The organism is Streptomyces sp. NPDC019396 (genome assembly GCF_040632375.1).
Lineage (GTDB): Bacteria > Actinomycetota > Actinomycetes > Streptomycetales > Streptomycetaceae > Streptomyces.
The window spans coordinates 307129-333590 of record NZ_JBEYBS010000003.1; the positions used below are offsets into that span (position 1 = coordinate 307129).

Here is a 26462-nt window from a genome sequence, read left to right on the forward strand (position 1 = left end):
GACGCGTGCGCGGCGGGTCAGGCCAGCGAGGACGCGTACAGGTCGTAGCTGCGGCGGCCGTGCAGCCGGGCGAGCACCTCCGCGAGCACCCGCTGCTCCGCCGCGGCCGGCCGGTCCGGCAGCGCCAGGCCGAGCCGGCGGCACAGCCGGTACAGCGCGGCCGACGGCCAGGCCGTGTCGGCGAGGAAGCGGTCCGCTTCGGGGCCCGCGGACTGCTGCTCACGCCACACCCCCAGGCAGGCCGCGGCCGCGAGCACCAGCGTGTAGCGGTCGGCGAGCCCGAGGCTGTGCGGGCTCGCCAGCGCCCTGCGGTCGCCTTGCGGGACATCGGCGAACGCCTTGCGCAGATCGTCGAGTTCGATGGCGAAGGCGCGGCTGAGGAAGCGCAGCACTCCGCCGTCCCTGCCCTGCCGGGGCAGCGGGACCGACTCGAAGAGATCGGTGCTCGCCACCAGGGTCGCCGCCAGCGGATCGGCGTCGCCGAGCAGCGCGGGCTGCGCCAGGTCGAGCGGCGGCAGGTCCTCGTGCAGCCGGAACAGACCGGGCGGGGGCTCGGGGTCGGCGAACCAGGCGTGCTGGGCGAAGAACGGCAGCTGGGGCAGGATGCTGACCTGCCGTCCCGCGCTTCCCGCGTGGCCGAGCGAGGTGACGGGCAGGTCCCTGAGCTGCTTCTGGAACATGGCGTAGGCGCCTTCCTCGGCGAAGGTCACCTCGCCGAGCACGGCGGACATCTCGTCCATGGCCTCCGCCATGAGCTTGGGCGCCAGATACGCGGCGGCGGCGGCGTACACGCTCATCTGCTTGGGCAGCAGATGCAGCGCCCGGGTGGCGACCAGCGCGAGGCAGTCGATCAGCAGCAGATCGAGGAACGCCCCGGTCAGCACGTCCCGCACATGCTGGACGTCGAGCGAGGAGCGTCCGTCGGACCTGGGGCGTACGGCGAAGGCCGCCACCGTGCGCAACGCCGTGTCGGCGCCCGCGAGCACGATGGACGGGATCAGTCCCCGGATGACCAGGGACGAGCGCAGCGACAGCTCGTATCCGTCGCCGAGCCCGCCGACCAGGGCCGACTCCGGTACGTGGCACTCCTCGATGCCGAGTCCCCCGAACTCGGCGCTGCGCATCCCGGTGGTGGCCCGCCGCCCCAGGTCGGTGACCCGGCCGGGCGGCAGGGCCTCTCGGTCCAGGAGCAGCACGGTGTGACTGCGGGCCTGCCCGGCCGGTCCGGTGCGGGCGAAGACCAGCAGACCGCGGGCGCGTGAGGCGTTGGCGATCCCGGTCTTGCTGCCGCTGAGCAGCAGCCCCCCGCCCGGCACGGGCAGCGCGGTGAACTCGTCCCGTACGAAGTCGTTGCCGTGGGCCACTCCGTGGCGGGCGACGGCGATCCGGTCCCCGCCGAGCAGCAGCCCGGCCGCCAGCTTGCGGTGGTCCTCGCTTCCCGCGGTCCAGACCGGAGTCGCGGCGAAGAAGCAGTTCAGACCGTAGCCGAAGCCGAGGGAGGCGTCGCGGCGGAAGACGGGGCGCAGCACCCGGCCCAGTTCGTCCATCCGCCGCAGCCTGCCGCCCTGCGCGGCGGGCACGAACTCCTCGTTCAGACCGTAGTGGTCGAGTACGGCCTCAGCGGCGGTCGGCACCTCGCCCGCCGCGTCGGCGGCGACGAATGCGGCCCCGCCGAGCGGGTTGGCGGGATCGTCGAGCGGGCCGAAGGACCGCTCCAGCGCGTCGGCGCGTTCCCGCACGGGCCTCATGAGCCGGCCCCGGACGCCAGCAGCCGCTCGATCTCGCGGTCGATCCGCTGGTGCAGCGGACTGAGCTCGCCGCGCAGGAACATCCGGCGCATCGCCGCGCGTTCCACCTTGCCGCTGGTGGTGCGGCGTACGGTGCCGGGGCGGACGAAGAGGAGTCCCCCGGTGCGTACTTCGTGTTCCTCCCCGATCCTTGCCTCCACCGCGGCGGCCAGCGAGTCGAGGTCGATGTCGTACTGGCTGCGGGCACGCAGCTCCTGGACCACGACGACCCGCTCGCGGGCACCGGGGACGGCGAATGCGGTGGCAGGGCCGAACAGCCCGCTGACCTGCTGGACGGTGCGCTCCAGGTCCTGCGGGTAGAGGTTCCGTCCCGCGACCACGATCATGTCCTTGATGCGGCCGGTGACATGGAGGATCCCTGCCTCCATCATCCCGAGGTCGCCCGTGCGCAGATACCCGCCGCTGCCCGCGAGGCGGGCGTCGAAGACCTCGGCGGTCTCGCCGGGGCGGCCCCAGTAGCCGGGGGCGATGCTGTCGCCGCGTACCCAGATCTCGCCGATCCGTCCGTCGGGGAGCTCCTTGCGGGCCGTGGGATCGACGATCCTGACCTCGGCCGACGCGGGCGCGCCGCACGGCGCGAACGGGTTGCGGGCGCTCGGCGCCCCGGCCCCCGGAGCCGGGGCGCCGCCGCCCGAGACCATCAGGGTGGCCTCCGCGAGCCCGTAGGCCGGGGTGAGCGCGCCCGGCCCCAGCCCCGCGGGGGCGAAGCGCTCCGCGAAGGCTTCCAGGGTGCCTGGGTACACCGGTTCGCCGCCGTTGACGGCGTGCCGCCAGCGGGTGAGATCGAGCGTGGCGAGCTGCGTGTCGTTGATCCTGCGCAGGCACAGCTCATAGGCGAAGTCGGGGGCGCCGCTGATGGTGAGGCCGTAGCGGGACACGGTGTCGAGCCAGTGGAAGGGCTTCTTGACGAAGGCCTGGGGGGAGAGCATCACCGTGGTCGCCCCCAGCCACAGCGGGTGCAGCAACTGGCCGACGAGGCCCATGTCGTGGTGCAGGGGCAGCCAGCCGCCGAACCGCGATCCGGGGTCCGTGCCCAGGGCGTGGTGGATGGCTTCCATGTTGGCGACGAGATTGCCCTGGGTGACCATCACACCGCGGGGCTCGCGGGTGGAGCCCGAGGTGTACTGGAGGTACGCGATCTCGTCCGGGCCGGGAGGGGGCAGTGCCGGTCCGGGCGGTGTCGCGGTGGCGGGTGCGGGGGCACCCGCCGGGGCGTTCGCAGGAGTGTCCGCGAGGAGGCAGGTCACCGCGCCGAAACCGGTGCGGGCCAGTAGCTGGGACACCTCGGGGGCGTGGCGGCTCTCGGTGAGCACACAGCTCACCGCCGCGTCCTTGACGACTCCCGCGATCCGCTCGTCATGGTGGCCCCTGCTGCCGGGTGGCGGTACGGGGACGGCGACGAGCCCGGCGTGGAGGCAGGCCAGGAAAGAGGCGGCGAACAGCCGCCGCGACGACTGCGGGATCAGCACGCGGTCACCGGGCGACGCATGCGCTCCCAGCCGCGCGCCGAGTGCCCTCGCCTGGGCGCTGAGTTCCCCGTAGGTCACGCTCTCGGGCCTCAGCCGGCCGTCGTCCTCCGTGAGCAGGATGAGCGCGTCCCGCTCCGGTGTCTCGGCCGCCACGGTCTCGAACGTGTCGATGAAGGTCCGCTGACCGGTCACCGCAGTCCCCCCTTCCGTCGGGTCTGCCGGGCGGACCAGGCCGCCGGGACCTGTCCACCGGTGCCTTTGACGCTCCAGTCGGCGTACGCGGCCGGTTCCGGCCCGTCCGCCTGCCGCGCCCTGTCGCGCAGCACCGCCAGCAGCACGGTGGTCACGGCAGCGAGTTCCGCCGCGTCCGGCAGGCCGCGCAGCACGGTGATTCCTGTCTCTTCTGCCATGGGGGAAGAGTGCGCCCGGGCGCTCGAGGGGGCCTCGCGGGCGACACGGACAGCGGCCGAGCGTCCGTTCGGGACGGAAACGCGCCGGGGGACGCGCACCCCTTGGAGAGGTCTCGGAAGGGAAGGGGTGGCGTCCCCGTGGTCGGGTACATGCTGTTCCGTGCGGTTTTGTCCCGTAGCCGTTCATGCTGGTCTGTACTGGTCCGTGCTGGTCAGTTCTCGTCCGTACCGGTCCGCGCTTGTGCGGGAAATCAGTCGATCACGCGCTCATAGGCCAGGTGCCGGCTCCGTTCGATGGTGACGTCCGCGAGTTCGGCGAGGTCGTCGAGCGCCGCCCGGTAGGCCCCGGACTGGACGGCGTCCGCGCAGCAGTCGCCGTCCCGCCACCAGTGGACCCCCGTGTAGGACAGCGGCCGGACCGTGGAACGGAGCAGGTCGCTGCCGCCGAAGCCGCCGATCGCCGCGCAGGCCTCGCCGAGCGCGGCGTACCGCTTCTCGAAGCCGGCCGGGTCGTGGTGCACATGGGCGGAGATGAGGACCACGGCGGCGTCGCCCACGGCCGCGTTCTCCCTCAGCGTCCGCTCGACGCTGAGGGCCTGGTCGGCCTCGGTGTGCACCAGCGGGCCGAGCCGCTGGACATGCGCGACGAAGGTGTCGTCGTGCACGGTGTCCAGGAAGCCGCTCAGCCGGCGCCAGTGGCCCAGGTGTACGTACACCCGCGGCTGGTCGACCAGTTGGACGGTCACCAGGAAGTCGAAGCCCGGACGGCGCCGCAGGAACTGCGCGTGGCGCCGGAACTCCCGCTCGAACTCCGCGATGTCGCCCTTGACGTCGAACCGGTTGATGACGGTGACCGGTCCGTTCGGATCACGTTCCGGCACGCGTGTCCTCCGCGAACTTCTTGGCGTGGCGCAGGGTGGTGGAGCTGTTGGTGCCGAGCGCCTTGCGGACCAGCGCACGGGCCTCGGCAAGGGTGGCCTCCGGGCCGAGCGCGCTGCGTACGCCCTCGGGGTCGAGGGTCACGGTGTGCCAGGAGGTGGCCTTCACCGTGCCGTCGCCGAGGGACTCGATCACCCAGCGGCCGGTGTGGCCGCTCATGGCGACGGGCACCCGGAGCTGCTTGTAGACGATCATCTGGCGGTCCTCGAAGCAGACCCGTACGGAGGTGGTGTTGTGGAGGGAGCCGTCAAGGCTGCGGGTGTCCATGTCCATGTGCTGGATGCCCGGCTCATCCTCGGTGAGGTCGAGGCGTGCCACGTGCGGCAGCCTCTCGGGCCACAGGTCCGCCCGGCCCAGGAAGGCGTAGACATCGCCTGCGGCGCCCGCGACGGACTCCGAGTCGGAGAAGGTGAAGTGCAGTTCGTCGCGCGCCGTGCCCAGTTCGGCGACGTTCTTGAGCGCGGCGAGCTCGGAGCGGCTGTTGCGGTCGACGGCCTGCTCGATCAGCTCCTCGGCGGCGGGATCGTCGCCGACGGCGCGGTAGTCGTGCAGCAGCACCACTCGCGTGGTGCCGTCGTCCACGGGCTCGAGGCGCCAGGCGCCGCCCATGGAGGCCACCGGGGCGGCCGGGACGACCTGCTGGAAGGTGATGCTGCGGGCTTCGGGGTCGAGCACCCGCCGCGAGGTCCAGGTGCGGACCTGCTCGTTGGCGATGGCCCAGATCCGCAGCAGTTGCTCGCCGCCGCTCTCGGGTGCCTCCTCGATGACCTCGACATGGACCGTGGGGCCGAAGACCTGCGGCCAGGCCGAGACGTCCGCGATCAGGTCGTAGACGGTGGAGACGGGGGCGGAGACGGTGACGGAGTGCTCGGTGACGTGCGGTGCCGACGTGTCGGGCGTAACGGTCGCCACGGCGTACCTTCCCTTCAGTGCGGCCGTGAGAGCGGCCGGTTCAGAGTGACAGAGGGGGGCTCGAAGCGGGCTCGAGCGGGAGTGGATCGTGGGTCAGCGGTGGTCCGCGGTACTCATGCCGCCCAGGCGGGCTGTCCGGTGATCTCCAGGACGGCGCAGCCCCAGCTGTATCCGGCGCCGACGCTGATCAGGACGCAGCGGTCACCCGGCCTGGCCCGCCCGGACACCACGAGGTGGTCCAGGCTGGCGAACTGGTCGCCCGCGCCGAGGTGTCCGACGGTGCGGCTCCAGTCCCAGGTGGTGCGGTCTGGGTCGATGCCGAACGGCTGGTAGTAGATGGACTGGAGCCTGCGCCGGCCGAAGTGGGGCAGGATGACCCAGCGTGCGTCGGCCAGTTCCATGCCCGCGTCGGCGAGCGCCTGCTTGATGACCGTCTGCTGGCCGTTGTGGGCGCGGGTGATGGCGTACGACATACCGACCCGGCCGATGAAGGCCCGCTTGGCCTCGTCGAAGTCCACGGGAATGCGGTGGCCGAACGGGGCGCGGGTGAAGGGCTCGTCGCCCCGGTGCAGCGGTTCGAGGTCGGGGTCGGCGAGCAGGGCGAGCGACAGCAGCCGCCCGAAGCCTCCGCGGCGGGAGAGCACCAGGGCGGTGGCCCCGTCCGCGTAGGGGGTGCCGGGGTCGGTGCGCCAGCGGTCGATGCCCGGTTCGCAGAACCGGTCGGCGGTGGTCAGCAGGGCCTCGCAGCTGCCGTGGCCCGCGCTGAGGTAGGCGGTGGCCAGGTCGATCGCGGCCAGGCCCCCGTTGGACATCTGCCGGATCTCCAGGGCCGGGCAGGTGTTGCCGAGTGCCTCCCGTTGGATGTACGAGGCGACCGGCCACAGGTCCTGGCCCTGGTGGTAGGTGTCGGCGTGCAGCAGCAGATCGATGTCCTCGGGGGCGCAGCCGGCGCGTTCCACCGCCGTACGGGCCGCCGCGGCGGCCATCTCGGCGGCGGACTCGTCAGACGAGTACGCCACGGACACCATGCCGGTGGACGAGGCCACCTTGGGTGGGCAGGCGCCCCGTGCGACGGCGTCGGCGACGGACGCCACGCCGGGGAGCCGTACGGACGTCCCCCGTATGTAGATGTCTTCCACGCGCACAGCTACTCCCGGAGTTCGAGGTTGTCAGCCCGCCCAGGCGGCGGCGAGCGGCACTGCTCCGCCACCGGGGCGTACGTCATCGAGGAGCACGTAGTGGACGGCGTCGAGCAGGGCGCGCCAGCTCGCCGTGACCGTGTTCTGGTCCACGCCGACGGTGCCCCAGCGGCGTTCGCCGTCGCGGTACGAGATCAGTACGCGGGCCCGGGCGCCGCTGCCGGTCTCGCCGGTCAGCACCCGTACCCGGTAGTCCACCAACTCCAGTCGGGCGAGCTGCGGGAAGAACGGGTCGAGCGCCTGGTGCAGGGCCCGGTCCAGGGCGTTGACCGGGCCGTTGCCGTGCCCGGTGGCGGCCAGCGGGACGCCGTCGATCCGCAGCCGCACCGCGGCCTCGGTGCGTACCTCGTGGTCGCCCTCGCGGGCCACGGACACCTGCCAGGAGTCGACCTGGAACGGCGGCTCGACGGGCCCGCCCGCCAGTTCCTCGCGCAGCAGCAGTTCGAAGGAGGCGTCGGCGGACTCGAAGCTGTAGCCGTCGCTCTCCATTTCCTTGATACGGGCGGCGGCGCGGGCCACTTCGTCGGAGCCCGCGGCCACGTCGTAGCCGAGCTCGCGCGCCTTGAGTTCTACTGATGACCGGCCGCCCATGTCGGAGACCAGCGTGCGCATGGCGTTGCCGACACCGGCCGGGTCGATGTGCTGGTACAGGCCGGGGTCGATGCGCAGGGCGGAGGCGTGCAGGCCCGCCTTGTGGGTGAAGGCGGAGGCGCCGACGTAGGGGGCGGACGGGCGGGACGGTATGCCGGTGAGTTCGGTGATGGCGTTGCTGGTGGCGGTCATCCCCGCGAGCAGTTCCGGGTCCACCGCCTTGTGCTGCTTCTTCAGGACGAGGTTGCCGATGACGGTGAACAGGTTCGCGTTTCCGCAGCGTTCGCCGTAGCCGTGCGCGGTGCCCTGGATGTGCATGGCTCCGGCGTCCACGGCGGCCATGGTGTTGGCGACGGCGCAGCCGGTGTCGTCGTGGCAGTGGATGCCGACGGCGACACCCGTCATCGCGATGGTCTCGGCCACGATCTCGGCGACCTCGTCGGGCAGACAGCCGCCGTTGGTGTCGCACAGCACCACGGCTTCCGCCCCGGCCTCGGCGGCGGTGCGCACCACGGCGAATGCGTAGTCGCGGTTGAGGCGGTATCCGTCGAAGTAGTGCTCGGCGTCGAGGAAGACACGCCGGCCGGCGTGCACCAGGTGGCGCACCGTGCTGCCGATCATGGCGAGGTTCTCGGCGAGTGTGGTGCGCAGAGCACGCTGCACATGTCCGGTGTGGCTCTTGCCGACGAGGGTGATCGCCGGCGTGCCGGCCGACAGCAGGGCGCGCACCTGTGGATCGAGGGAGACCGGGACCCCGGCCCTGCGGGTGGCGCCGAAGGCCACCAACTGGGCGTTCCTGAGATGGAGTTCGGTCTGGGCCCGATGGAAGAACTCGGTGTCCCTGGGCACCGCTCCGGGCCAGCCGCCCTCGATGAAGCCCACACCGAGGACGTCCAGGTGGCGGGCGACGGCGAGCTTCTCATCGACCGTCAGGACCATGCCCTCCTGCTGACTGCCGTCGCGCAGGGTCGTGTCGTAGAGCTGAAGGCTCTCCTCGGCCATCCCGCCCCTCCTCACTCGCGCCGCCCATGCCCGTCACACGGCGGCTTATGTCGGCCCACCGTCCGGCGCTGTGCTCGGGAAGACCTGGAGCGGTGGTCGACGCCCGGTGCCGCGACCGGACCCGGGATCGTCCGCGGCCGCGCCGGTGCGCAGCAGTTGCTCCACCTCGGCCGGGGTCCATCCGCACTCGGCGAGTAGGTGTCTGGTGTCGGCGCCGGGGCGGGGCGCCGGCGGGGGCAGGGTGGCGGGCGTGCGGCCGAAGCGGGGCGCGGGGGCGGGCTGGGCGCCGTCGGCCGTCGGGACGTAGGTGCCGCGGGCCCGGTGATGGGGGTGGCTCGCCGCCTCCGCCGCGGTCAGGACCGGGCTGACGCACGCCTCGGTGCCGTCGAAGACGGCGGCCCAGGCGTCCCGGTCGCGTGTGGCGAAACGTTTCCCGAACGCTGCTCGCAACGCCGGCCAGTTCGCTCGGTCCGTGCGGTCGGGCAGCCGCTCGCCGTCCGCACCGCCGAAGCCCAGCCCGTCGGTGAGCGCCCGGTAGAAGCGCTCCTCCAGCGCCCCGACCGCCACATACCGCCCGTCGGCGCAGCGGTAGACCCCGTAGTACGGGGCCCCGCCGTCCAGCAGGTTGCCTCCGCGTCCGTGCCCCCACTCCCCCGCGTCGGCCATGCCGAGCAGCATGCCGAGCAGGGATGCCGTTCCGTCGGTGATCGCGGTGTCGACCACCTGCCCGCGTCCCGAACCCCGGCTCTCGTGTACGGCCGCGAGTATCCCCGCGACGAGGTACAGGGCCCCGCCCGCGAAATCGCCGAGCAGATTCACGGGTGGCACGGGAGGCCCGTCCGCGGGTCCGATGGCGTCCAGCGCACCGCTCAGCGCGATGTAGTTGATGTCATGCCCCGGGGTCTGCGCCAGCGGACCGTCCTGGCCCCAGCCCGTCATCCGCGCGTACACCAGCGCCGGATTGCGCTCCGCGCACTGGCCGGGGCCGATGCCGAGGCGCTCGGTGACGCCCGGGCGGAAGCCCTCCACGAGCACGTCGCTGCGCTCCGCGAGCCGCAGCACGGTCTCGGCGCCCCGGGGGTGCTTGAGGTCGAGGGCGAGTGAGCGGCGACCTCGGTCCAGGTACCGGTGCCAGTCGCCGAACGACCGCTGTCCGTCGGCGCGGTCGATCCGCACGACATCGGCGCCCATGTCGGCGAGCAGCATGCAGGCGAAGGGGGCGGGGCCGATCCCGGCCAGCTCGATGACCCGCAGTCCGCTCAGCGGTCCGCGGGGCCGCTCGCCGGGCAGCCCGCCGGGCCGCTGCCGCTCGGGCTGCCCGTTCGCACGATGCGTGATCAGCATGCGGGGCACCGTAGGGACGGACCCTACAGAACGCCTCAAGCCGGGCCCTCAAGGGCGGCCCGAGCGGCAGCGGCGACACTTCGCACATCTGTGTCCCCGGCGCACGTACCGCCGCGCACCCGTGCCCCCACTGCCCCCACTGCCCCCACCACCCCGAGGATCCTGAGGAAAGAGGCAATCCGTCATGACCGACCAGCCGTTCGACGGCCGCACCGTCGTCATCACCGGAGGCGGCACCGGCATCGGCCGCGCGACCGCCCTCGCCTTCGCGGGCCTCGGTGCCCGGACCGTGATCGTCACCGGACGCCGCAAGGACCGCCTCGACGCCACCGCCGCCCTCAGCCCCGCCGTGGTCCCGGTGGCCGCCGACGTCACCACCGACGAGGGCGCGCATGCCGTGGCGGACGCGGTGGCCGTCGCGGGCGGCAGCCTGGACGTCCTGGTGCACAACGCCGGGGTGTTCCGGTTCAGCCCGCTCGCCGCGCTCGATGCGGACGTGGCCCGTGAGGTCTTCGACATCAACGTCCTGGGTCCGCTGGTGCTCACCCACCGGCTGCTGCCGCTGCTGCGCTCCCCCGGCGGCAGCATCGTGCTGGTCTCCAGCCGGGGCGGCCACAACCCGGGCCCCGGCAGCTCCGTCTACTCGGCGAGCAAGGCCGCGCTGCACAGCTTCACCCGGAGCTGGGCGGCGGAGCTGTCCGGTCAGGGCATCCGGGTCAACGCGGTCGCACCCGGCTTCGTGCGGACCGACGCGTACGCGGCCAACGGGCTGAGCCCGGAGCAGGTGGAGGGACTGTTCGCCGGGGTCGCGCACGGCATCCCGCTCGGGCGGGTGGCCGAGGCCGAGGACGTCAGCTCCTGGATCACCCGTCTCGCGGACCCGTCCAGCGACCTGGTGACCGGTCAGATCATCACCATCGACGGCGGTATGGACGTCGGCGGTGACCAGTCGTGAGCGGCACCGGAATCACTCCCTTCCGTGTCGAGACCCCCGAGTCCGAGCTCGAGGACCTGCGGCTGCGGCTCTCCCGCACCCGCTGGCCGGAACGGGAGACGGTGTCCGACTGGTCGCAGGGCGCGCCGCTCGGGTACGTACAGGAGCTGTGCGCGTACTGGGCGGACCGCTACGACTGGCGGGCCACCGAGGCCCGGCTGAACGCCCTTCCCCAGTTCCGCACCGAGATCGACGGCCTCGGCATCCACTTCCTGCACGTACGCTCCCGGCACGAGCACGCCGTACCCCTGCTGATCAGCCACGGCTGGCCCGGCTCGGTCGTCGAGTTCCTCGACCTCATCGGCCCGTTGACCGACCCCGAGGACCCGGCCGACGCCTTCCACGTCGTGTGCCCCTCGCTGCCCGGCTACGGATTCAGCGACCGTCCCGCGTCCTGCGGCTGGACCGCCGAGCACATCGCCGGCGCCTGGGACGAGTTGATGTCCCGGCTCGGCTACGAGCGGTACGCCGCGCACGGGGTCGACTGGGGCTCGTTCGTCACGGCCATCCTGGGCGAACGCGACACCACCCGGCCCGCCGACACCCGCCGGCTCATCGGTGTCCATCTGACGATGCCGTTCGCCCGCCCGCCCGAGCAGCACGCGGAGCTCTCCGAGCGGGACATGGCGGGCCTCGCCGCGATGAAGGAGTTCCAGCAGAACGAGGGCGGCTACTCGGTCATCCAGACCACCCGGCCGCAGACCCTCGGCTACGGGCTGACGGACTCACCGGCCGGCCAGCTGGCCTGGATGGCGGAGAAGTACTGGGCGTGGAGCGACCACGACGGCGACCTGGAGAAGGTCATCCCGCGCGACCGGCTGCTCGACGCCGTCACGGTGGGCTGGCTGGCCGGCACCGCCGCCTCGTCGGCCCGGATCTACTGGGAGAGCCAGAACAAGGTGGCTCTCGGACCGGTGGGGATCCCCGCGGCGGTCTCCAACTTCCCCAAGGACGGGCGTATGCCGCGCCCGTGGATCGAGGGGCGCTTCACCGATCTGCGCCGTTTCACCGACCACGACCGCGGCGGGCACTTCCCCGCACTCGAACAGCCCGAACTGCTGATGGCCGAACTGCGTGCGTTCTTCGGCCCCTTGCGCTGACCCATCGCCCTTCAGGAAGGACCCACCGTGACCACACACGCCGCCGAGTCCGGCCCGGAACAGCAGTCCCCGACCTTCCCGTACACCCGCGGCTGCCCGTTCACCCCGCCGCCGCAGTACACGGAGATGGTCGAGGAGGACGTCTCCCAGGTCACGCTGACCGGCTCCGGGCTGCGGATATGGACCGTCACCGGCTACGAGACGATCCGCAAGCTGCTCACCGACCCCCGGGTCAGCGCCTCCCGCAAGCACGCGAACTTCCCCTTCTACTTCATCGCCCCGCCTGAGTACCGCACCGAGACCTCGTTCATCGGCTACGACGGCAAGGAGCACTCCTCCACCCGCCGCAAGGCCGCGCTGACCTTCACCAACCGGCAGGTGCAGCGGCTGCGTCCGCGTATCGAGGAGATCGTCGACGAGCACATCGACAAGATGCTGGCGATGGAACCGCCCGTGGACATGCACCGGGTGTTCTCGCTGGCCGTGCCGATGACCGTGATCTGCGAGCTGCTCGGCATCCCTCAGGACCGGCACGACTTCTTCATCAAGCACGGCACGGCCCTGCTCGGCGGCCACAGCTCCACCGAGGAGCGCCAGGCCGCGATCGTCGAGGTCAACGCGTATGTCGAGGAACTGATCCAGCTCAAGAAGCGGGAGCCGGGGGACGACCTGCTGAGCCGGGCGATGGCGGACTACGAGGAGTCTGGCGAGGAGTACACCGACCGCGATCTGTTCAACATGGTCCGGCTGCTGATGAACGGCGGCCACGAGACGACCGCCAGCCAGATCTCGCTGGGTACCGCCTGCCTGCTGGAGAACCCCGACCAGCTCGAACTGCTCAGGAACGACAAGTCCCTGGTCAAGCCGGCCGTGGAGGAACTCGTCCGGATCGCGACCATCGGTGACACGGCCGTGCCCCGGGTCGCCCTGGAGGACATCGAGATCGGCGGCAAGGTGATCCGGAAGGGCGACGGCATCCTGTGCCTGGGGCTCGCGGCCAATCGCGACCCGGAGGTGTTCCCCGAGCCGGAGAAGCTGATCATCAGCCGCGGCAGCCGCAAGCACCTGGGCTTCGGTCACGGGGTGCACCACTGCATCGGGGCGGACCTGGCGCGCCTTGAGCTCGAGATCGTGTGGGGCCAGCTGTTCGACCGGATCCCGGGTCTGAAGCTGGCCAAGCCGTTCCTGGAGATCGAGCGCAAGGAGGGCGCGGTCATCTACGGGCTGTGGGAGCTGCCCGTCGAGGGCTGGTGATCTCCGGCACCGCGCATGAAGCGGGCCCCGCCCTGGAGGGCGGGGCCCGCTTCATGCGCGGTGGGCGTCGAGGGGCCGACACGAAAGCCCCGGACGAGTCCCTAGTCGTCGGCCGGGATGTCCGGCCTCTGTGTGGTGCCCGGGACGCTCACGCGTGACGGCGGCAGCGTCCCGTCCACCAGGTAGCGGTCGACCAGGGCGTCCACTTCCGGGTTGCCCAGCAGCCGGTAGACCTCGTGGTCCCCCGAGTCGGCCACGGTGATCAGATGGTGTCCCAGGCGCTCCGCCATGGCGACGCCGCCCGCGTAGTGGTCCAGGGGGTCGCCGTCGGCCTGGACGACCAGGCCCACCGGGTAGCCGTCGCGTGCGATGGCGGTCGGCGGCTCGGCGGGCGTGAAGGTGCGGAAGGCTCCCACCCAGGGCTGGGCGCGCAGCACGCCGTAGCCGTACGGGAAGCGGGTGCGGAACTCGCGCATGTCCCGGTAGTAGACCTCGAGGTCGTCGGGCCAGGCGTGTTCCAGGGTGATGGCCTCCAGCACGCCGGTGCGCAGCTCGCCCTCGTTGTCCTGGGGCCGCCAGGTGCCCTGCTCGGCCAGGAGTCCGCGGGCCGCCTCCGCGTCACCGGCGGTGCCGGCGTCCGCGAGCCGCGCGACGAGGCCGCCGAGGTCGGCCCAGAGGGACCGGTCGGTGGCGCGGGTGCCGACGGCACCGTCGAACAGCGTGCGCAACTGGGGACCGTCGTCGAGCTTCTCCAGCCGGGCGACGACCTCCTCCACCCGGGCCAGCACCTGACGCTCGTCCCGGCCGAGCCCGAAGCGTCCGTGCCGGTCGGCGGTCCAGTGGGCCCACTGGACCACGTTCCGCTGGACCGCGTCGCCCTGCCACAGGAACTGCTCGCGCCAGGTCCAGTCGGGGTTGACGCAGGAGTCGAGCACGCTGCGGTCGAGCCGCTCCGGGAACATGCTGCCGAACACCGCGCCCACATAGGCCCCGTAGGCGTAGCCCACGAAGCTGAGCCGCTCCTCACCGAGCACGGAGCGGATGATGTCCATGTCTCGGGCGGTGTTGCGGGTGCTGATGTGGGGGCGCAGGGTGCCGCCGCCCCGTTCACAGCCCAGCTCCCGCTGCCGCATGTCCTCGGCGAGCGCGTCGAACGCGGAGTCCGGGGGCCGTGAGTCGAACGGCGCCCTGGGTACCGTCACTTCGGCGTGCAGCGGGGTGGACGCACCGGTACCGCGGGGGTCGAAGCCGATGAGGTCGTACACCTCGTGCACGGGGGTGTCCGCGTAGGCGGCGGCGAGCTTCCGGCCCCGGCCCCAGTCGCCGCCGGGCCCCCCGTTGACGGAAAGCAGGATCCCGCGCCGGCGCCCGGGGTCGGCCGCGCGATGGCGGGTGAGGGCGATCGTGAGGCGCTCCCCTTCCGGCCTCGTGTAGTCGGCGGGCACCTCGATGGTCGTGTGCTCGACCGTGCCGCCGCCGTCGTCGGATGTGTTCGTGGTCCACCGCGGCTGCTGGGCGCGGAACTCGCTCAGCGCGTCGGGCGGTGTCGTCGCGGACCGCATGGTTGCCACCGCAGAACCTCCAATTCGCGTCAGGCGGGCAGCGTCTCGTCAGCGCCTCGAGAGGTCCTGGATCCTGGATCAGCTCCGGACCGGGTGGGATGCGGAGGGTACGCGGCCGGGCACGGCGAGCGCGGCGAGCAGCCCGGCGAGGCAGAACACAGCGGCTCCACCGAGGGCGAGGCCGTATCCGGAGACCAGGGCCTCCGGCAACGCCCTCCCCCCGCCGAGCGCCGTCTCGGCCCGGGCGGCGGACACGGCCGCCAGGGTCACCAGTCCGATGGCGCTGCCGAGTTGCCGCGTGGTGTTGAGCAGGCCGGAGGCCAAACCGGCCTGGCGCGGCGGGAGCCCGGCGGTGGCGGCGTTGGTGGTGGCGTTCAGTACGCCGCCCATCCCGAAGCCGAGCAGCAGGGCAGGGCCGAGTATGTCGGCGGTGTAGCCGGAGTGCGCGTCGATCCCGGACAACCACAGAAGGCCGGCCGCGGCGAGGGCGAGCCCGGTGACCAGCACGGGCCGCGGGCCGGTGCGGGGCACCAGCCTGGAGACGCCCCACCCGCCGAGCGCGATCCCGAGCGACAGCGGCAGATAGCTGAGCCCGGTCCGCAGGGGGCTGTAGCCGAGCACCTGCTGGAGGGCGAGGGTGAAGAAGTAGAAGGTGCTGAAGAGCGCGGCGATGCTGAAGAAGGCGACGAGGTTGGCGCTGCTCACCGAGCGGTTGCGGAAGATGGCGAGCGGCACGAGCGGCGAAGCGGCGAACTTCGCCTGGACCAGCACGAACAGCACCAGCAGCACGGCGCCCGCGCCGAGCGCGCCCAGCACGCGGGACGAACCCCAGCCATAGGTGTGGGACTCCGCGATCCCGTACGCCAGGGCCATCAGCCCGGCCGTGACGGTGACCGCGCCCGGTACGTCGAGGGCGCGCCGTCCGGCGCCGCGGCCGGGGGTCTCGGGTACCACCCAGCGCACCAGGGCGAGCAGCAGCAGCCCGATGGGCACGTTCACCAGCAGGATCCAGCGCCAGGAGAACCACTCGGTGATCAGTCCGCCCGCCAGCACACCGACGGCGCCCGCGGCGCCCGACACCACGCTCCACATCCCGAACGCCCTGGCGCGTGCGCCGGGCGCGGTGAAGGTGGTGCCGAGCACGGTGAGGGTGGCGGGCGCCATGACGGCGGCCCCGAGGCCCTGGAAGGCGCGGGCGAGCACCAGGGTCGCCGGGTCGTCGGCCATCCCGCCAACGCTGCTGGCGAGGGTGAAGAGGGCGACCCCGGCGAGGAACACCCTGCGCTGCCCGAAGATGTCGGCAAGCCGCCCGCCGAGCAGCAGGAAGCCGCAGACGGCGATGGTGTAGGCGTTGTTCACCCAGTTCAGCCTGGTGGGAGCGAAGCCCAGCTCGGCGCCGATCGACGGCAGGGCCACGTTCACGACCGAGGCGTCGAGCACGTTCATGAACTGGCCCAGGCAGCATGCGAGAAGGATCAGGCGGAGGCGACGACCGCCGCCTGCCTCGGTGGGGGCGGCATCGGATGTACGCAGGCTCTCAGCGGTGGTCATACCAGGACGCTGGGCCCGGTGCATCGACGCCCGCTCGGGCCCTGGTCGACCGGGGACGGGTTCCTCCTGTGTTCGAGGGGACTTCAAGGCGCCCCCCAGCCTCCGTTGTCACAGTCGCGTGCCGCATGGGCGTACCGGGCGTACAAGCGGACGGATCCCACGAGGAGGCGCCATGGCCAAGATCAGGTACACACATCCCGACGGCAGCGAGACCGTGCTCGATGTCCCCGAGCCCAACACCGTCATGCGGGGCGCGAAGCTCAACAACGTGAACGGCATCGAGGCGCAGTGCGGGGGTTCCGCGCAGTGCGGGACCTGCCATGTGTACATCGACGAGGCCAACACCCTCCCGCTGCCGCCGATGGACGATGTCGAGGACGACGTGCTGTACGGCACGGCCAGCCCGCGCCGGGAGAGCAGCAGGCTCAGCTGCCAGCTTCCCGTCTCGGACGCCATCGACGGCCTGGTGGTGCACCTGCCGGAGAGGCAGAGCTGATGGCCGGGCGTCAGGTGGTCATCGTGGGCGCCGGACAGGCGGGCTCGGACACGGCCGCCGCCCTGCGCGCGGGGGGCTACGACGGCCATGTCGTGCTGGTGGGCGACGAGTTGCCCGTCCCGTACCAGCGCCCCCCGCTCTCCAAGGCGTATCTCGCGGGCAAGGCCGGCCCCGGCGAACTGGAGCTGCGGCCCGAGGACTTCTACGCCGCGCAGGACATCGAGCGGGTGAGCGGCGACCGGGTGACCTCCGTCGACAGGGAGGCGTCCCGGGTGGTCCTCGCCTCCGGGCGCGCGCTTCCCTACGACCGCCTGGTGCTGGCCACCGGCGCCCGCCCGCGCCCGCTGCCCGTCCCTGGCACGGGCCTGGCCGGTGTGCTGTCCCTGCGCAGCCTCGCGGACGCGGACGTGCTGCGCCGGGAACTGTCCGGGGCGGCCAACCTGGTGGTCGTCGGGGCCGGTTTCATCGGCATGGAGCTCGCGGCCACGGCGACAGGGCTGGGCGTCCGCACCACGGTCGTCGAGGCGGGCCCCCGGATCATGGGCCGTACGGTGACCCCTGCCGTCTCGGGCTTCCTCGCCGCAGAGCACGCGGAGCGTGGGGTACGGATCCTGCTCGGCACCGAGGTGACCGGCCTCGACGGCGACCGCGAAGGCCATGTCCGGGTCGTGGAGTTGAACGACGGCCGGCGCATCGCCGCCGATGTGGTCGTGGTGGGCATCGGTGTGCTGCCCGCGGTGGACCTCGCAGCGGACGCGGGCCTCGACGTGGGCGACGGCGTGATCGTGGACGCGTCCCTGCGCACCAGCGACCCCGCTGTGTACGCCATCGGCGACTGCGCCCGCTTCCCCACCCCGTATGCCCCTCCCGCGTCGGGCCTGCTGCGTCTGGAGTCCGTCCAGAACGCCTCCGACCAGGCCCGCTGCGTGGCGGCCGCACTGTGCGGCAAGCCCGTCCCGTACACCTCCGTCCCGTGGTTCTGGACCGAGCAGTACGACCTGCGTGTCCAGATGGCGGGCATCACCGGCGGCCATGACCGCACGGTCACCGTCGGCGACCCGGCCGGGCGGCGGTTCTCGGTGCTCTGCTTCCGCGGGGACCGGCTGGTGGGCACCGAGTCGGTGAACCGCCCGGCCGACCACATGATCACGCGCCGCCTGCTGGCCTCGGACACCCCGGGCCCGTCTCCGGACGAGGCGGCCCGGCCGGACTTCGACTTCAAGACCTGGCAGGCGAACGCGGCTACGACGCGGACGGCGGCGTGAGGACCTCGGCCCCGGTGGACTCCGGCACGCTGACACCGGCCGGGGCCTGGGCGGTCCAGGTGGCCCGGCCCAGCGGCACCTACCCGGGCGTACTGCACTTCACCGTGGACGGACGGGTGTTCCTCGCGTCGGGCGGCGCGGGGAGCTGGCGTGCCACGGGTGGTGCCGGTGCCTTCGCCTTCCGGGTCGCCGAGCCGGTCTTCGACGACTCGGGCGCGTGCACCGGCTGGGTGGACATCGTGCAGCGGGCCACGCTGAGCGGCGACACCTTCAGCAGCACGGGCACCTCGGTGGTGCACGACCGCACGGGCCGCCCGAGCCGCCGGGCCAGGGTCGGGATATCGGCGCGACGCCCGTCGTGAGACGCTGCACTCATGATCGCCAAGCTCCAGTGTGTGGTGTTGGACTGCGCCGATGCCGACGAGCTGTCCCGGTTCTACCAGTCGCTGCTCGGCGGCACGGTGAACCAGCCCGACCCCCGGTGGTCGCTCGGCGACGGCTGGGCGACACTCCACACGGAGGACGGGTTGGTGCTGGCCTTCCAGCGCGTGGCGGACCACCGGCCGCCGCGGTGGCCGGACCCCGCTCGCCCCCAGCAGTTCCATCTCGACCTGGCGGTCGAGGACCTGGACCGTGCGCAGGAGGAAGCGCTCGGCAAGGGCGCCACACTGCTCGACGCGGGCGACGGGAAGCGGAGCTGGCGGGTCTTCTCGGATCCGGCGGGCCATCCCTTCTGCCTCGTCCGGGACTGACGGAACCCGACAGGGAAACCCGTGTGTGACTCAGCGCTTCATCTGACGAGTGAGCAGTACGCCCGAGGGCGCTGAGCGCTCTCGTCCGCGGACCGAGCAGCACGGCTGGTGAGCCAGTCGATCTCTGCCGGCGACAGTGCGGATGTCGTCGCAGAGGGGGTGCATAGGATCGGCGGCATGGCGCTGCGACCTGCTCAGGTGAACCTGAAGGCTCTTGACGACTCGGCGGTCGGCCGGTTCTGGGCGGAGGCACTCGGCTGGAGTGTCTACAGACCCGGTGTGACCGCCTACGTCGGCCCCTTCGGCGGCTTCGTCTGGCCGGACCCGGTCGCCGTCGGGATCAACGTCATCACCGTCCCGGAACCCAAGGCCACGACGAAGAACCGTGTGCACCTCGATCTCGCCACCACCTCCGCGGCTCATCAGGCGGAGCTGGTCGCCCGCCTGAAGGCTCTCGGTGCGACACCCGCCGACGTGGGACAGGGCGAAGTGCCGTGGACGGTCCTCGCCGACCCGGAAGGCAACGAGTTCTGCGTGCTGGAGCCCCGGGAGGTCTACCGGGACACCGGTCCGATCGCCGCGGTGGTGGTCGACTGCGCGGATCCGCGGGCCATGGCACGGTTCTGGGATGAGGCTCTGGACTGGACCCTGCACGAAGTGACCGACGATCACGCGGTGCTGCGCTCCGCCAAGGGTGTCGGCCCGTATCTCAAGTTCCTTCGCACGCCCGGCGTGAAGACCGTGCCGGACCGCGTCCATCTCGACCTGCTGCCCTACCCCGGTGACGACAAGGCGGCGGAGGTGGCCCGGCTGCGCGCCCTCGGCGCCACCGACCTCGACCTCGGCCAGGGCGACGTCCCGTGGACGTGCCTGACCGACCCGGAGGGCCACGAGTTCTGTGTCCTCGCCCCGTCCTGACGTGGAGCATTGACGACACGCGCACGAAGAGCCCGTGAACGCCGAGAGGTGTTCACGGGCTCGTCGCACCGGCCAGGGACAGGTGGCGGTCCCTCCTCAGAGGGGGATCGACACATTGCCCCGGTAGGCGCCCTTCAGACATGCCATCAGCGCCTCCGGGGCCGCTTCGATGCCCCCCTCGACCACGGTCTGCGGGAACACGAACCTTCCCTCGCCCAGCCAGGTCGCGAAGTGCTGGACCCAGGCTCCGATCTGCTCCGGGGTGTGGTAGCAGGCGAACGGGCGCAGCTCCAGATGCCGGGTGATCGCCGTCATCAGGTCGAGCCGGGGCAGGCCGTCCTCGCCGGCGCCGTTCTGCACGGAAAGGGCGCCGCACAGGGCGAACCTGGCGTACGGGGCGGCGACCTGGATCGCGGCCTCGAACTGCTCGCCGCCGACGTTGTCGAAGAACACGTCGACGCCGTCGGGGGCGAGCTCCCGCAGCCGCTCGACCACCGGTCCGTCGTGGTAGTCGAAGGCGGCGTCGTAGCCGAGCTCCTCCACCAGGTACGCCACCTTCTCCGCGCTGCCCGCGCTGCCGATGACCCGGGCCGCGCCCCGGCGCTTGGCGATCTGCCCGGCGAGCGAGCCGACACCCCCGGCCGCACCGGAGACGAAGACCACGTCGCCCTCACCGACCCGGGCGATGTCGGCCATGCCGTAGTACGCCGTGGGCCCCTGGCACAGGAAGTAGGAGGTGTCGGGGAAGACGCCCTGCGGCAGTCTGAAGAACGTGTGGGCGGGTCCGACGGCGTACTCGCACCAGCCGGTCATGGACTGCACGAGGTCGCCGACGGCGAGATCCGGGCTGTTGGACTTCACGACGGTGCCGGTCTCCCCGCCGCCGATCCGCCCGCCCACCTGGTACGGCGGCAGCGGGAGCTGGCACTCCGCGCGCATCCGGTCCTGGTACGCGGCGGCGACGCCGAGGTGGTCCATCCGTACGACGACCTCGCCAGGGGCGGGCTCCGGGACCTCGACCTCGACGAGCTCGAAGTGGTCGAGGGTGAGGTCGCCCTCCAGGTGCTTGGCCAGCCGTATCTCACGGGCCTTGTCCGGGGTCGTCGCTGCTCCCGATGTCATGATCACTGTCCTCCGTACCAGGTGGGATGGTTGTGGGCCGGTGAGGCCCTCAGGGGGCTTTCCAGACCACCGGCAGGCTGGTCAGGGTGTGATTGATCTCGCCGGTGTGCCAGGGGAGTTCCTCCTGCGGCACGGCGAGCCTGAGGCCGGGGAAGCGACGGATGAGGCCGTCGATGGCGATCTCCATCTCCATCCGGCCGAGGTGCTTGCCGAGGCAGTAGTGCACCCCGTGGCCGAAGGAGATGTGCGGGTTGTGGGCGCGGGCCAGGTCGAGCCGGTCGGGGTCGTCGAAGACCTCTCCGTCGCGGTTGGCGGACGCCAGGCACAGCAGCACCGCGTCGCCCTTGCGGATGGTCACCCCGCCGACCTCGATGTCGTCGGCGGCGATCCGCGGGAAGCCCGAGGTGTCGGTCGCGAACAGGTTGACGTGCCGCAGCAGTTCCTCGACGGCCACCGGGATGCGGTCGCGGTCCTCGGCGAGCCACCGCCACTGCTCGGGGTGGTCGGCGATCAGCGCGAGCACCGAATTGGCGAGCTGGTTGGCGGTGGTGTCGAAGCCGGCGCCGATCAGGGTGAAGCCGAAGGTCACCAGCTCCTGCTCGCTGAGCCGGTCGTCGTTGTCGCGGGCCGCGATCAGGTCGGAGAGCATGTCGTCCGTGGGATTGGCGCGCTTCTCGGCGACCAGCCCGACGATGTACTCGCTCAGCTTGGCCAGCCCGGCCAGTGACTCCTCACCGCCCGCGCGGTCGTCGACCGTCGCGAAGGCCCTGGCCCACTTCTCGAAGTCCCGCAGATCCTTGGCGGGTACGCCGAGCAGCTCGCCGATGACCGTCAGCGGCAGCGGCAGGCAGAGCTGCTGCACCAGGTCGACCGGGCCCTCCTTGGCCATCATGTCGTCGAGGAGCTCGTCGGCGACCTTCTGCACCCCGGCCCGCATCCGCTCGACGCGGCGCAGGGTGAATGCTCCGGCCACCAGCTTGCGCAGCCTGGAGTGTTCGGGAGAGTCCAGGGAGATGATCATCTCCGGGGTCGTGTGCATCGTGCCGCCGATACGCGGGGCGCCCTCCCCGCAGGCCAGCGCGCGGCTGAGGCGGGGGTCGGCCGACAGTGCCCGTACGTCCTCGTACCGGGTGATGAGCCAGGTGTCGACGCCGCCCGCGGTGGGGACGCGTACCACGGGCTGTTCGGTGCGCAGGTCGGCGTACCGCGGGGCGGGGCCGCGGTAGCTCGACCCGGGGAAGGGGTAGACGTCCGACACATCGGACACGGGGCAGGCGGACATCGGATACCTCCGCGAGGTGGGGTCTGTCGTGGGTGGTCGGGGCGGCGGCGTGGGTGCTGGTCGATGCGGCTTCGGGCCGGTCACTCCTCTTCGGGACCGAGCAGCACGGCCGAGTAGTTCTTGCGTGCCGCCGTGTCGTACTGGAGCGCGACATGGCTCGTGGCGGAAGTGATGTCACGCCAGAACCGCTGCAAGGGGTGTGCCTCGCCGAGTCCGCCGGTGCCCGCGCCACGGACCAGCAGGCCCGCCGCCTCCTGGAGGAGCTCGGCGGCGAAGGTCGCGTTGCGCTCGTTCCTGGCCATCAGCTCCGGTGTGAAGAGCTGCTCGTCGATGACCGCGGCGTTCTGGTCGACGAGGTGGCGGGCGGCGTCGATCCGCCCCGACGCACGCACCAGGATCAGCTCACCCGCGTGGTTGCGGCGCCGGCCGGTCATGGTTCCCGCGCAGGCGGCCAGGGCACCGGTGGCCGCACCCACCACGGGGGCGATGAAGGTCAGCCCGCCGACCGCCTGGAACGGCACCCGGTGGCAGGGTGCGGCGGAGGTCTCGTTGTGTCCGGTCAGCATGTCGGCGCGGTCGAAGGACAGATGTGCCGGTACGGTCACGTCCTCCAGCACCACGGTGTGGCTGGCGGTGGCTCGCATACCGACGCTGTCCCAGGTCTCCTGCACCGTCCACGTCCCGCGGGGCAGTGCGAAGAAGCGCAGCTGCGGCGGTCCTTCGGCGCCGGTGGCGGCTGCGGCGCAGACGAGGATCCAGTCGGCGAAGTCGACCCCGCTGACGTAGCTCCAGCGTCCGCTGAGCCGCCAGCCGCCGTCCACCGCCCTGGCCCGTCCGGCGGGCATCAGCCCGGTGGCGATCACGGTGTCGGGGCTTTCGTTCCAGATCGCGCGGTGCCCCTCTTCCGGCAGGTGCGAGGCGAACCGCGCCGAATAGGCGGCCAGTGAGGCGCACCAGGCGGTCGCCGCGCAGGACTCGCCGACGGCGACGACGGCCCGGGTCAGCTCACCGAAGCTGCCTTCCGTACCGCCCCAGCGGGCGGCCACGAAGTGCCGGGCGAATCCGGACTGCCGGATCGACTCCGTGACCTCGGGAGCGATCCGGCGGGTGCTGTCCGCGTCGGCGGCGTGCTCGGCCGCGAGGGCGCGCAGCTTGTCGGCGGCCTCGGCCAGCCCGGTGTCCCCTTGTATGACGGCAGCCATCCTCGTGACCTCCTGTGGTGAACGCTTCGCGGTGCGCGGTCCGGTGGCTCACCCTGCCGGGGGCACCTCGAAACCGGGTGCAACGCGGCTAGGGGGCGCGTCTGGGGTTGCTGCCGGGCGCCGTTCCTGCCTGCGCGCCGTTCCTGCCGTGCGCGCCGCGGCCTACGGGCCGTACCGGCCGTGCGCATGCCGTGTCCGCCGTACCGGCCCGGTCCCGCCGTACCAGTCGTACCTTCCCCCGGACATGCCTCGGGCCCCGGTCCTCGTCGACCGGGGCCCGAGGCCGCCTCCGCGGAAGACGGCCGGGCTCAGAAGAGCTTGGCGAACCGCTCCAGGGTCTCCCCCGGGCTCGGACCGTCGAGTGCCTGGAAGATCCGCTCGGCACCCTCTCCATGCTTGTGCAGCTTGATGTGCGCAAGCTCCACCGTGGTGCCGCCACCGGGGGCCGGGGCGAAGGTCACCTCGATCTCACTGGCCCGCTCGTCGTCCGGGATCGACTGCCAATTGCCGTCGAGCCGCCAGGTCATCGCGAGCCGGCGCCCCGGCTCCCACTCCAGGATGCGGCCCCAGGTGATCTCGTTGCCCTCCACATCCCACTCGTAGTAGCGCCCATCCACTCCGCCTTCGAAGGCAAGGCCCACGCGCTCCTTCTTGAGCAGGACATGGGACGGGGGCCACCAGTCCTTGGGTCGCTCGGTGAAGATCTTGAAGCTCTCGTCGGGCGATGCCGGCACCGTCACCGACTTACGTACGTCCGGAATCGTCTGCTCCGACACGGACCCCTCCTCGCTCGCGTCACATCGATCGGTCCGGTCACCTTCCCGCCCGCCGCTCAACCCCTCGTCGACCGGGACTCGAACGGCCCCGCCTCGAGCCGGATTCGAGAACCGCGCAAGGCCCCGGCGCCACGGTCGGTCCACTTGGACGAGCGACGGGAGAGCACGATGACAGATACGGCACGACGGGTCGCCTTCGTCACCGGCGCGACCAGCGGAATCGGGCTCGCGGTGACCGAGCTGCTGGCCGGGCAGGGCATAGCCGTGTTCGGTGTGGCCCGGGGCGACGAAGACATACGCGCGCTGGTGAAGCGGCTGCGGACGGAGGGCCACGAGGTCTCCGGCACGGTCTGCGACGTCACCTCGCCGGAAGCGATCCGTACCGCGGTGCAGACGGCCGTCGACACCTACGGCCGGATCGACATCCTCGTCAACAATGCGGGACGCGGCGGCGGCGGGGTGACCGCCGAGATCGAGGACTCCCTCTGGGACGACGTGATCGAGACCAACCTCAACGGCACCTTCCGTGTCACCCGTGAGGTGCTGAGCACCGGACGGATGGGGGACGGCGGCTGGGGCCGCATCGTCAACGTCGCCTCCACCGGAGGCAAGCAGGGCGTCGAGCTGGCCGCTCCGTACTCCGCTTCCAAGCACGGCGTCATCGGCTTCACCAAGGCGGTCGGCAAGGAACTCGCCAAGAGCGGTATCACGGTCAACGCCGTGTGCCCCGGCTATGTGGAGACGCCGATGGCGCAGCGGGTGCGCCAGGGCTACGCCGGTCACTACGGCGTGAGCGAGGAGGACATCCTTGAGAAGTTCAACGCGAAGATCCCGCTGGGCCGCTACTCGACTCCGGAGGAAGTGGCGGGACTTGTCGGCTATCTGATCTCCGACGTGGCGGCTTCGATCACGGCGCAGGCGCTCAACGTCTGCGGCGGGCTGGGCAACTACTGATGCGAACCGAGACGGAAGTCCTCACCATGGCCAAGGTTTCCCCGCTCTCCCAACCGACTGAGTCCGCGTTGTCCGTACCGTCCGCGCCGTCCGCCACAGCCGTGCTGGCACCGCCCGAGATGGCCGCGTTCCGGGCGGCCATGGGCCGCTTCCCCACCGGTGTCACCCTGCTCACCCAGGGCAGCGGAGACAGCACGAGCGTCATCACCCTGAACAGCCTCACCTCCGTATCGCTGGACCCCCTGCTGATCCTGGTCTCCATCAAGGCGGACGGCCGGATGCGCCCCCGGGTCGTCGAGGCCGGCAGCTTCGCCGTCAATGTGCTGGGGAGCCATCAGCAGGAACTGGCCCAGGAGTTCTGCCGCCCGGACCGACCGGCGGGCCTGGCGGCGATGCGCCGGCTCGGCGCGGTCGAGGGGATCACCGGGAACGCCGTACTGCCCCTGGCGGAGACGTCGTTCGAGTGCGTACTCGACGCCGAACACGAGGCCGGGGACCACACCCTGCTGATCGGCCGGGTGGTGGCCCTGGCCACCACCGAAGGCGGCTCCGATCCGCTCGTCTTCCACCAGGGCCGCTTCTCCCGCCTGCCCGCCGCCGCTGCGACGGAGGCGGCGGCATGACAGCGGTGTCCGACGTGTCCGCCACGGCGCCGCCCTCCCTGCGGCCCGTGGCGGACGGGGTGTACGCCTTCGTCCAGCCGGACGGGGGTTGGTGTCTCAACAACGCCGGTCTCGTCGTCGGCTCGGAGCGCAGCGTGCTGGTCGACACCGCGGCCACCGAGGCACGCGCCCGGCGGCTGCGCGAGGAGACCGAGCGGCTGGCCCCGGCCGGAGTCGACTTCGTCGTCAACACGCACTTCCACGGTGATCACACCTTCGGCAACGGGCAGTTCGCTCCCCGCTCGGTGATCGTGGCGCACGAGGGCTGCCGCTCCGACAGCGCCGAGGCCGGGCTCGGCCTGCGGAACCTGTGGCCGGACGTGGAGTGGGGCGAGACCCCGCTGGTCCTGCCGTCACTCACGTTCCGCGACTCGCTCACCGTGCACGCGGGGGATGTGCGTGTCGAGCTGCTCTCGGTAGGGCCCGCCCACACCCCCGACGATGTGGTGGTGTGGATACCGGAGCGTTCGGTGCTCTTCACGGGCGACGTGGTGTGGTCGGGCGTCACGCCGTACGTCCTGATGGGGTCGATCACGGGCTCGCTGCGCGCCCTGGCGCGTTTGCGGGAGCTCGGAGCAGCGACGGTGGTACCGGGCCACGGGCCGGTCGGCGGCGGCGAGCTGATCGATGAGACGGAGGCGTATCTCCGTTGGGTCCAGCTGCTGGCGGAGGAGGGTCTGCGCCGGGGCATCGGCCCGCTGCGCGCGGCCGAGGAGGCGGACCCCGGCGAGTTCGCCGGGCTCGTGGACTCCGAGCGGCTGGTGGGCAATCTCCACCGCGCGTACGCGGAGCTCGAAGGGCTCGCGCCCGGGGCGCGAATCGACGTACTGGCGTCCTTCAAGGAGATGGTCGCCTACCACGGCGGCCTGCCCGCCTGCCATGCCTGACCTACACGCTG

The 26462-nt window shown here is 71.9% G+C and carries 25 protein-coding genes; 11 read left to right on the plus strand and 14 right to left on the minus strand.

Annotation, left to right across the window (positions count from 1 at the left end; genetic code table 11):
* Positions 1–17: 17 nt before the first annotated feature.
* The 8 genes from ABZ532_RS05240 to ABZ532_RS05275 all read right to left on the minus strand — a co-directional run bounded on the left by ABZ532_RS05240 (position 18) and on the right by ABZ532_RS05275 (position 9593).
* Complete coding sequence (locus ABZ532_RS05240; protein WP_361279699.1) at positions 18–1748, minus strand: acyl-CoA dehydrogenase family protein; 1731 nt, start codon at positions 1746–1748, stop codon at positions 18–20.
* The gene (locus tag ABZ532_RS05245; protein WP_361279700.1) at positions 1745–3469 is read right to left on the minus strand and encodes a fatty acyl-AMP ligase; all 1725 of its coding nucleotides are present in this window, start codon (positions 3467–3469) and stop codon (positions 1745–1747) included. Before ABZ532_RS05245 ends, ABZ532_RS05240 begins: the two co-directional genes overlap by 4 nt.
* The gene (locus ABZ532_RS05250) at positions 3466–3687 is read right to left on the minus strand and encodes an acyl-CoA carboxylase subunit epsilon (protein ID WP_361279701.1); all 222 of its coding nucleotides are present in this window, start codon (positions 3685–3687) and stop codon (positions 3466–3468) included. The genes ABZ532_RS05245 and ABZ532_RS05250 overlap by 4 nt, the downstream gene beginning before the upstream one ends.
* A 251-nt stretch (positions 3688–3938) precedes the next feature.
* Positions 3939–4568, minus strand: coding sequence for an antibiotic biosynthesis monooxygenase (locus ABZ532_RS05255; protein ID WP_361279703.1), 630 nt, complete (start codon positions 4566–4568; stop codon positions 3939–3941).
* Complete coding sequence (locus ABZ532_RS05260) at positions 4555–5538, minus strand: aromatase/cyclase (RefSeq protein ID WP_361279704.1); 984 nt, start codon at positions 5536–5538, stop codon at positions 4555–4557. Before ABZ532_RS05260 ends, ABZ532_RS05255 begins: the two co-directional genes overlap by 14 nt.
* A gap of 113 nt (positions 5539–5651) precedes the next feature.
* Complete coding sequence (locus tag ABZ532_RS05265) at positions 5652–6683, minus strand: ketoacyl-ACP synthase III family protein (protein WP_361279705.1); 1032 nt, start codon at positions 6681–6683, stop codon at positions 5652–5654.
* 24 nt (positions 6684–6707) lie between these two features.
* Positions 6708–8330 carry a citramalate synthase gene (gene cimA, locus ABZ532_RS05270; protein WP_361279706.1) on the minus strand — a complete coding sequence of 541 codons (1623 nt, stop codon included), beginning with the start codon at positions 8328–8330 and terminating at the stop codon, positions 6708–6710.
* Between the two features lie 45 nt (positions 8331–8375).
* A complete protein-coding gene (locus ABZ532_RS05275) occupies positions 8376–9593 on the minus strand; it encodes a CaiB/BaiF CoA-transferase family protein (protein WP_361279767.1) in 1218 nt (405 codons plus the stop codon).
* Positions 9594–9858: 265 nt separating this feature from the next.
* On the opposite strand from ABZ532_RS05275, the gene ABZ532_RS05280 reads away from it, so the two are divergent.
* From ABZ532_RS05280 to ABZ532_RS05290, 3 genes are read left to right on the plus strand one after another with little or no spacing between them, the layout of a single operon-like run.
* Positions 9859–10629 carry an SDR family oxidoreductase gene (locus tag ABZ532_RS05280; protein ID WP_361279707.1) on the plus strand — a complete coding sequence of 257 codons (771 nt, stop codon included), beginning with the start codon at positions 9859–9861 and terminating at the stop codon, positions 10627–10629.
* Positions 10626–11768: an epoxide hydrolase family protein gene (locus ABZ532_RS05285; RefSeq protein WP_361279708.1), complete on the plus strand. Its 1143-nt coding sequence runs from the start codon at positions 10626–10628 to the stop codon at positions 11766–11768. The genes ABZ532_RS05280 and ABZ532_RS05285 overlap by 4 nt, the downstream gene beginning before the upstream one ends.
* A 27-nt stretch (positions 11769–11795) precedes the next feature.
* Entirely contained in the window at positions 11796–13022 is a 1227-nt protein-coding gene (locus tag ABZ532_RS05290) for a cytochrome P450 (protein WP_361279709.1), read from the plus strand.
* A 101-nt stretch (positions 13023–13123) separates the two neighbouring features.
* On the opposite strand, the gene ABZ532_RS05295 is transcribed toward ABZ532_RS05290, so the two are convergent.
* Positions 13124–14584 (minus strand): alpha/beta fold hydrolase, encoded by a 1461-nt coding sequence (locus ABZ532_RS05295; RefSeq protein WP_361279769.1) that lies wholly within the window; start codon positions 14582–14584, stop codon positions 13124–13126.
* Between the two features lie 78 nt (positions 14585–14662).
* Positions 14663–16135, minus strand: a complete 1473-nt coding sequence (locus ABZ532_RS05300) for an MFS transporter (RefSeq protein ID WP_361279710.1) — start codon at positions 16133–16135, stop codon at positions 14663–14665.
* A gap of 172 nt (positions 16136–16307) precedes the next feature.
* Between ABZ532_RS05300 and ABZ532_RS05305 the strand changes: the two genes are divergently transcribed.
* From ABZ532_RS05305 to ABZ532_RS05325, 5 genes are all read left to right on the plus strand, one after another.
* On the plus strand, positions 16308–16631 hold the full coding sequence (locus ABZ532_RS05305) for a 2Fe-2S iron-sulfur cluster-binding protein (protein ID WP_361279712.1): 324 nt from the start codon (positions 16308–16310) through the stop codon (positions 16629–16631).
* Positions 16631–17896, plus strand: a complete 1266-nt coding sequence (locus tag ABZ532_RS05310) for an FAD-dependent oxidoreductase (protein WP_361279714.1) — start codon at positions 16631–16633, stop codon at positions 17894–17896. The genes ABZ532_RS05305 and ABZ532_RS05310 overlap by 1 nt, the downstream gene beginning before the upstream one ends.
* On the plus strand, positions 17893–18258 hold the full coding sequence (locus tag ABZ532_RS05315; RefSeq protein WP_361279715.1) for a hypothetical protein: 366 nt from the start codon (positions 17893–17895) through the stop codon (positions 18256–18258). Before ABZ532_RS05310 ends, ABZ532_RS05315 begins: the two co-directional genes overlap by 4 nt.
* A gap of 12 nt (positions 18259–18270) precedes the next feature.
* A complete protein-coding gene (locus ABZ532_RS05320; protein WP_361279716.1) occupies positions 18271–18648 on the plus strand; it encodes a VOC family protein in 378 nt (125 codons plus the stop codon).
* Between the two features lie 177 nt (positions 18649–18825).
* Positions 18826–19566: a VOC family protein gene (locus tag ABZ532_RS05325; protein WP_361279718.1), complete on the plus strand. Its 741-nt coding sequence runs from the start codon at positions 18826–18828 to the stop codon at positions 19564–19566.
* Between the two features lie 96 nt (positions 19567–19662).
* Here ABZ532_RS05325 and ABZ532_RS05330 read toward each other — a convergent pair whose 3' ends face one another.
* From ABZ532_RS05330 to ABZ532_RS05345, 4 genes are all read right to left on the minus strand, one after another.
* Positions 19663–20688, minus strand: a complete 1026-nt coding sequence (locus ABZ532_RS05330) for an NADP-dependent oxidoreductase (RefSeq protein WP_361279719.1) — start codon at positions 20686–20688, stop codon at positions 19663–19665.
* A gap of 49 nt (positions 20689–20737) precedes the next feature.
* The gene (locus ABZ532_RS05335) at positions 20738–21970 is read right to left on the minus strand and encodes a cytochrome P450 (protein ID WP_361279720.1); all 1233 of its coding nucleotides are present in this window, start codon (positions 21968–21970) and stop codon (positions 20738–20740) included.
* Positions 21971–22050: 80 nt separating this feature from the next.
* A complete protein-coding gene (locus tag ABZ532_RS05340) occupies positions 22051–23172 on the minus strand; it encodes a hydrolase (RefSeq protein ID WP_361279722.1) in 1122 nt (373 codons plus the stop codon).
* A 308-nt stretch (positions 23173–23480) separates the two neighbouring features.
* On the minus strand, positions 23481–23948 hold the full coding sequence (locus ABZ532_RS05345) for an SRPBCC domain-containing protein (RefSeq protein WP_361279723.1): 468 nt from the start codon (positions 23946–23948) through the stop codon (positions 23481–23483).
* 168 nt (positions 23949–24116) lie between these two features.
* On the opposite strand from ABZ532_RS05345, the gene ABZ532_RS05350 reads away from it, so the two are divergent.
* The 3 genes from ABZ532_RS05350 to ABZ532_RS05360 are packed head-to-tail and all read left to right on the plus strand — an operon-like array spanning position 24117 to position 26451.
* Positions 24117–24902: an SDR family NAD(P)-dependent oxidoreductase gene (locus ABZ532_RS05350; RefSeq protein WP_361279724.1), complete on the plus strand. Its 786-nt coding sequence runs from the start codon at positions 24117–24119 to the stop codon at positions 24900–24902.
* Entirely contained in the window at positions 24902–25525 is a 624-nt protein-coding gene (locus ABZ532_RS05355; RefSeq protein WP_361279725.1) for a flavin reductase family protein, read from the plus strand. Before ABZ532_RS05350 ends, ABZ532_RS05355 begins: the two co-directional genes overlap by 1 nt.
* On the plus strand, positions 25522–26451 hold the full coding sequence (locus ABZ532_RS05360) for an MBL fold metallo-hydrolase (RefSeq protein WP_361279726.1): 930 nt from the start codon (positions 25522–25524) through the stop codon (positions 26449–26451). Before ABZ532_RS05355 ends, ABZ532_RS05360 begins: the two co-directional genes overlap by 4 nt.
* Positions 26452–26462: the final 11 nt, after the last annotated feature.

Bases quoted from the DNA above. Each gene is read 5' to 3' on its own strand.
- cimA (WP_361279706.1), bottom strand. From the start codon at position 8,330: ATGGCCGAGGAGAGCCTTCAGCTCTACGACACGACCCTGCGCGACGGC.
- ABZ532_RS05300 (WP_361279710.1), bottom strand. From the start codon at position 16,135: ATGACCACCGCTGAGAGCCTGCGTACATCCGATGCCGCCCCCACCGAG.
- ABZ532_RS05360 (WP_361279726.1), top strand. From the start codon at position 25,522: ATGACAGCGGTGTCCGACGTGTCCGCCACGGCGCCGCCCTCCCTGCGG.
- ABZ532_RS05330 (WP_361279719.1), bottom strand. From the start codon at position 20,688: ATGACATCGGGAGCAGCGACGACCCCGGACAAGGCCCGTGAGATACGG.
- ABZ532_RS05320 (WP_361279716.1), top strand. From the start codon at position 18,271: ATGATCGCCAAGCTCCAGTGTGTGGTGTTGGACTGCGCCGATGCCGAC.
- ABZ532_RS05335 (WP_361279720.1), bottom strand. From the start codon at position 21,970: ATGTCCGCCTGCCCCGTGTCCGATGTGTCGGACGTCTACCCCTTCCCC.
- ABZ532_RS05280 (WP_361279707.1), top strand. From the start codon at position 9,859: ATGACCGACCAGCCGTTCGACGGCCGCACCGTCGTCATCACCGGAGGC.
- ABZ532_RS05340 (WP_361279722.1), bottom strand. From the start codon at position 23,172: ATGGCTGCCGTCATACAAGGGGACACCGGGCTGGCCGAGGCCGCCGAC.
- ABZ532_RS05240 (WP_361279699.1), bottom strand. From the start codon at position 1,748: ATGAGGCCCGTGCGGGAACGCGCCGACGCGCTGGAGCGGTCCTTCGGC.
- ABZ532_RS05325 (WP_361279718.1), top strand. From the start codon at position 18,826: ATGGCGCTGCGACCTGCTCAGGTGAACCTGAAGGCTCTTGACGACTCG.
- ABZ532_RS05350 (WP_361279724.1), top strand. From the start codon at position 24,117: ATGACAGATACGGCACGACGGGTCGCCTTCGTCACCGGCGCGACCAGC.
- ABZ532_RS05355 (WP_361279725.1), top strand. From the start codon at position 24,902: ATGCGAACCGAGACGGAAGTCCTCACCATGGCCAAGGTTTCCCCGCTC.
- ABZ532_RS05310 (WP_361279714.1), top strand. From the start codon at position 16,631: ATGGCCGGGCGTCAGGTGGTCATCGTGGGCGCCGGACAGGCGGGCTCG.
- ABZ532_RS05250 (WP_361279701.1), bottom strand. From the start codon at position 3,687: ATGGCAGAAGAGACAGGAATCACCGTGCTGCGCGGCCTGCCGGACGCG.
- ABZ532_RS05295 (WP_361279769.1), bottom strand. From the start codon at position 14,584: ATGCGGTCCGCGACGACACCGCCCGACGCGCTGAGCGAGTTCCGCGCC.
- ABZ532_RS05305 (WP_361279712.1), top strand. From the start codon at position 16,308: ATGGCCAAGATCAGGTACACACATCCCGACGGCAGCGAGACCGTGCTC.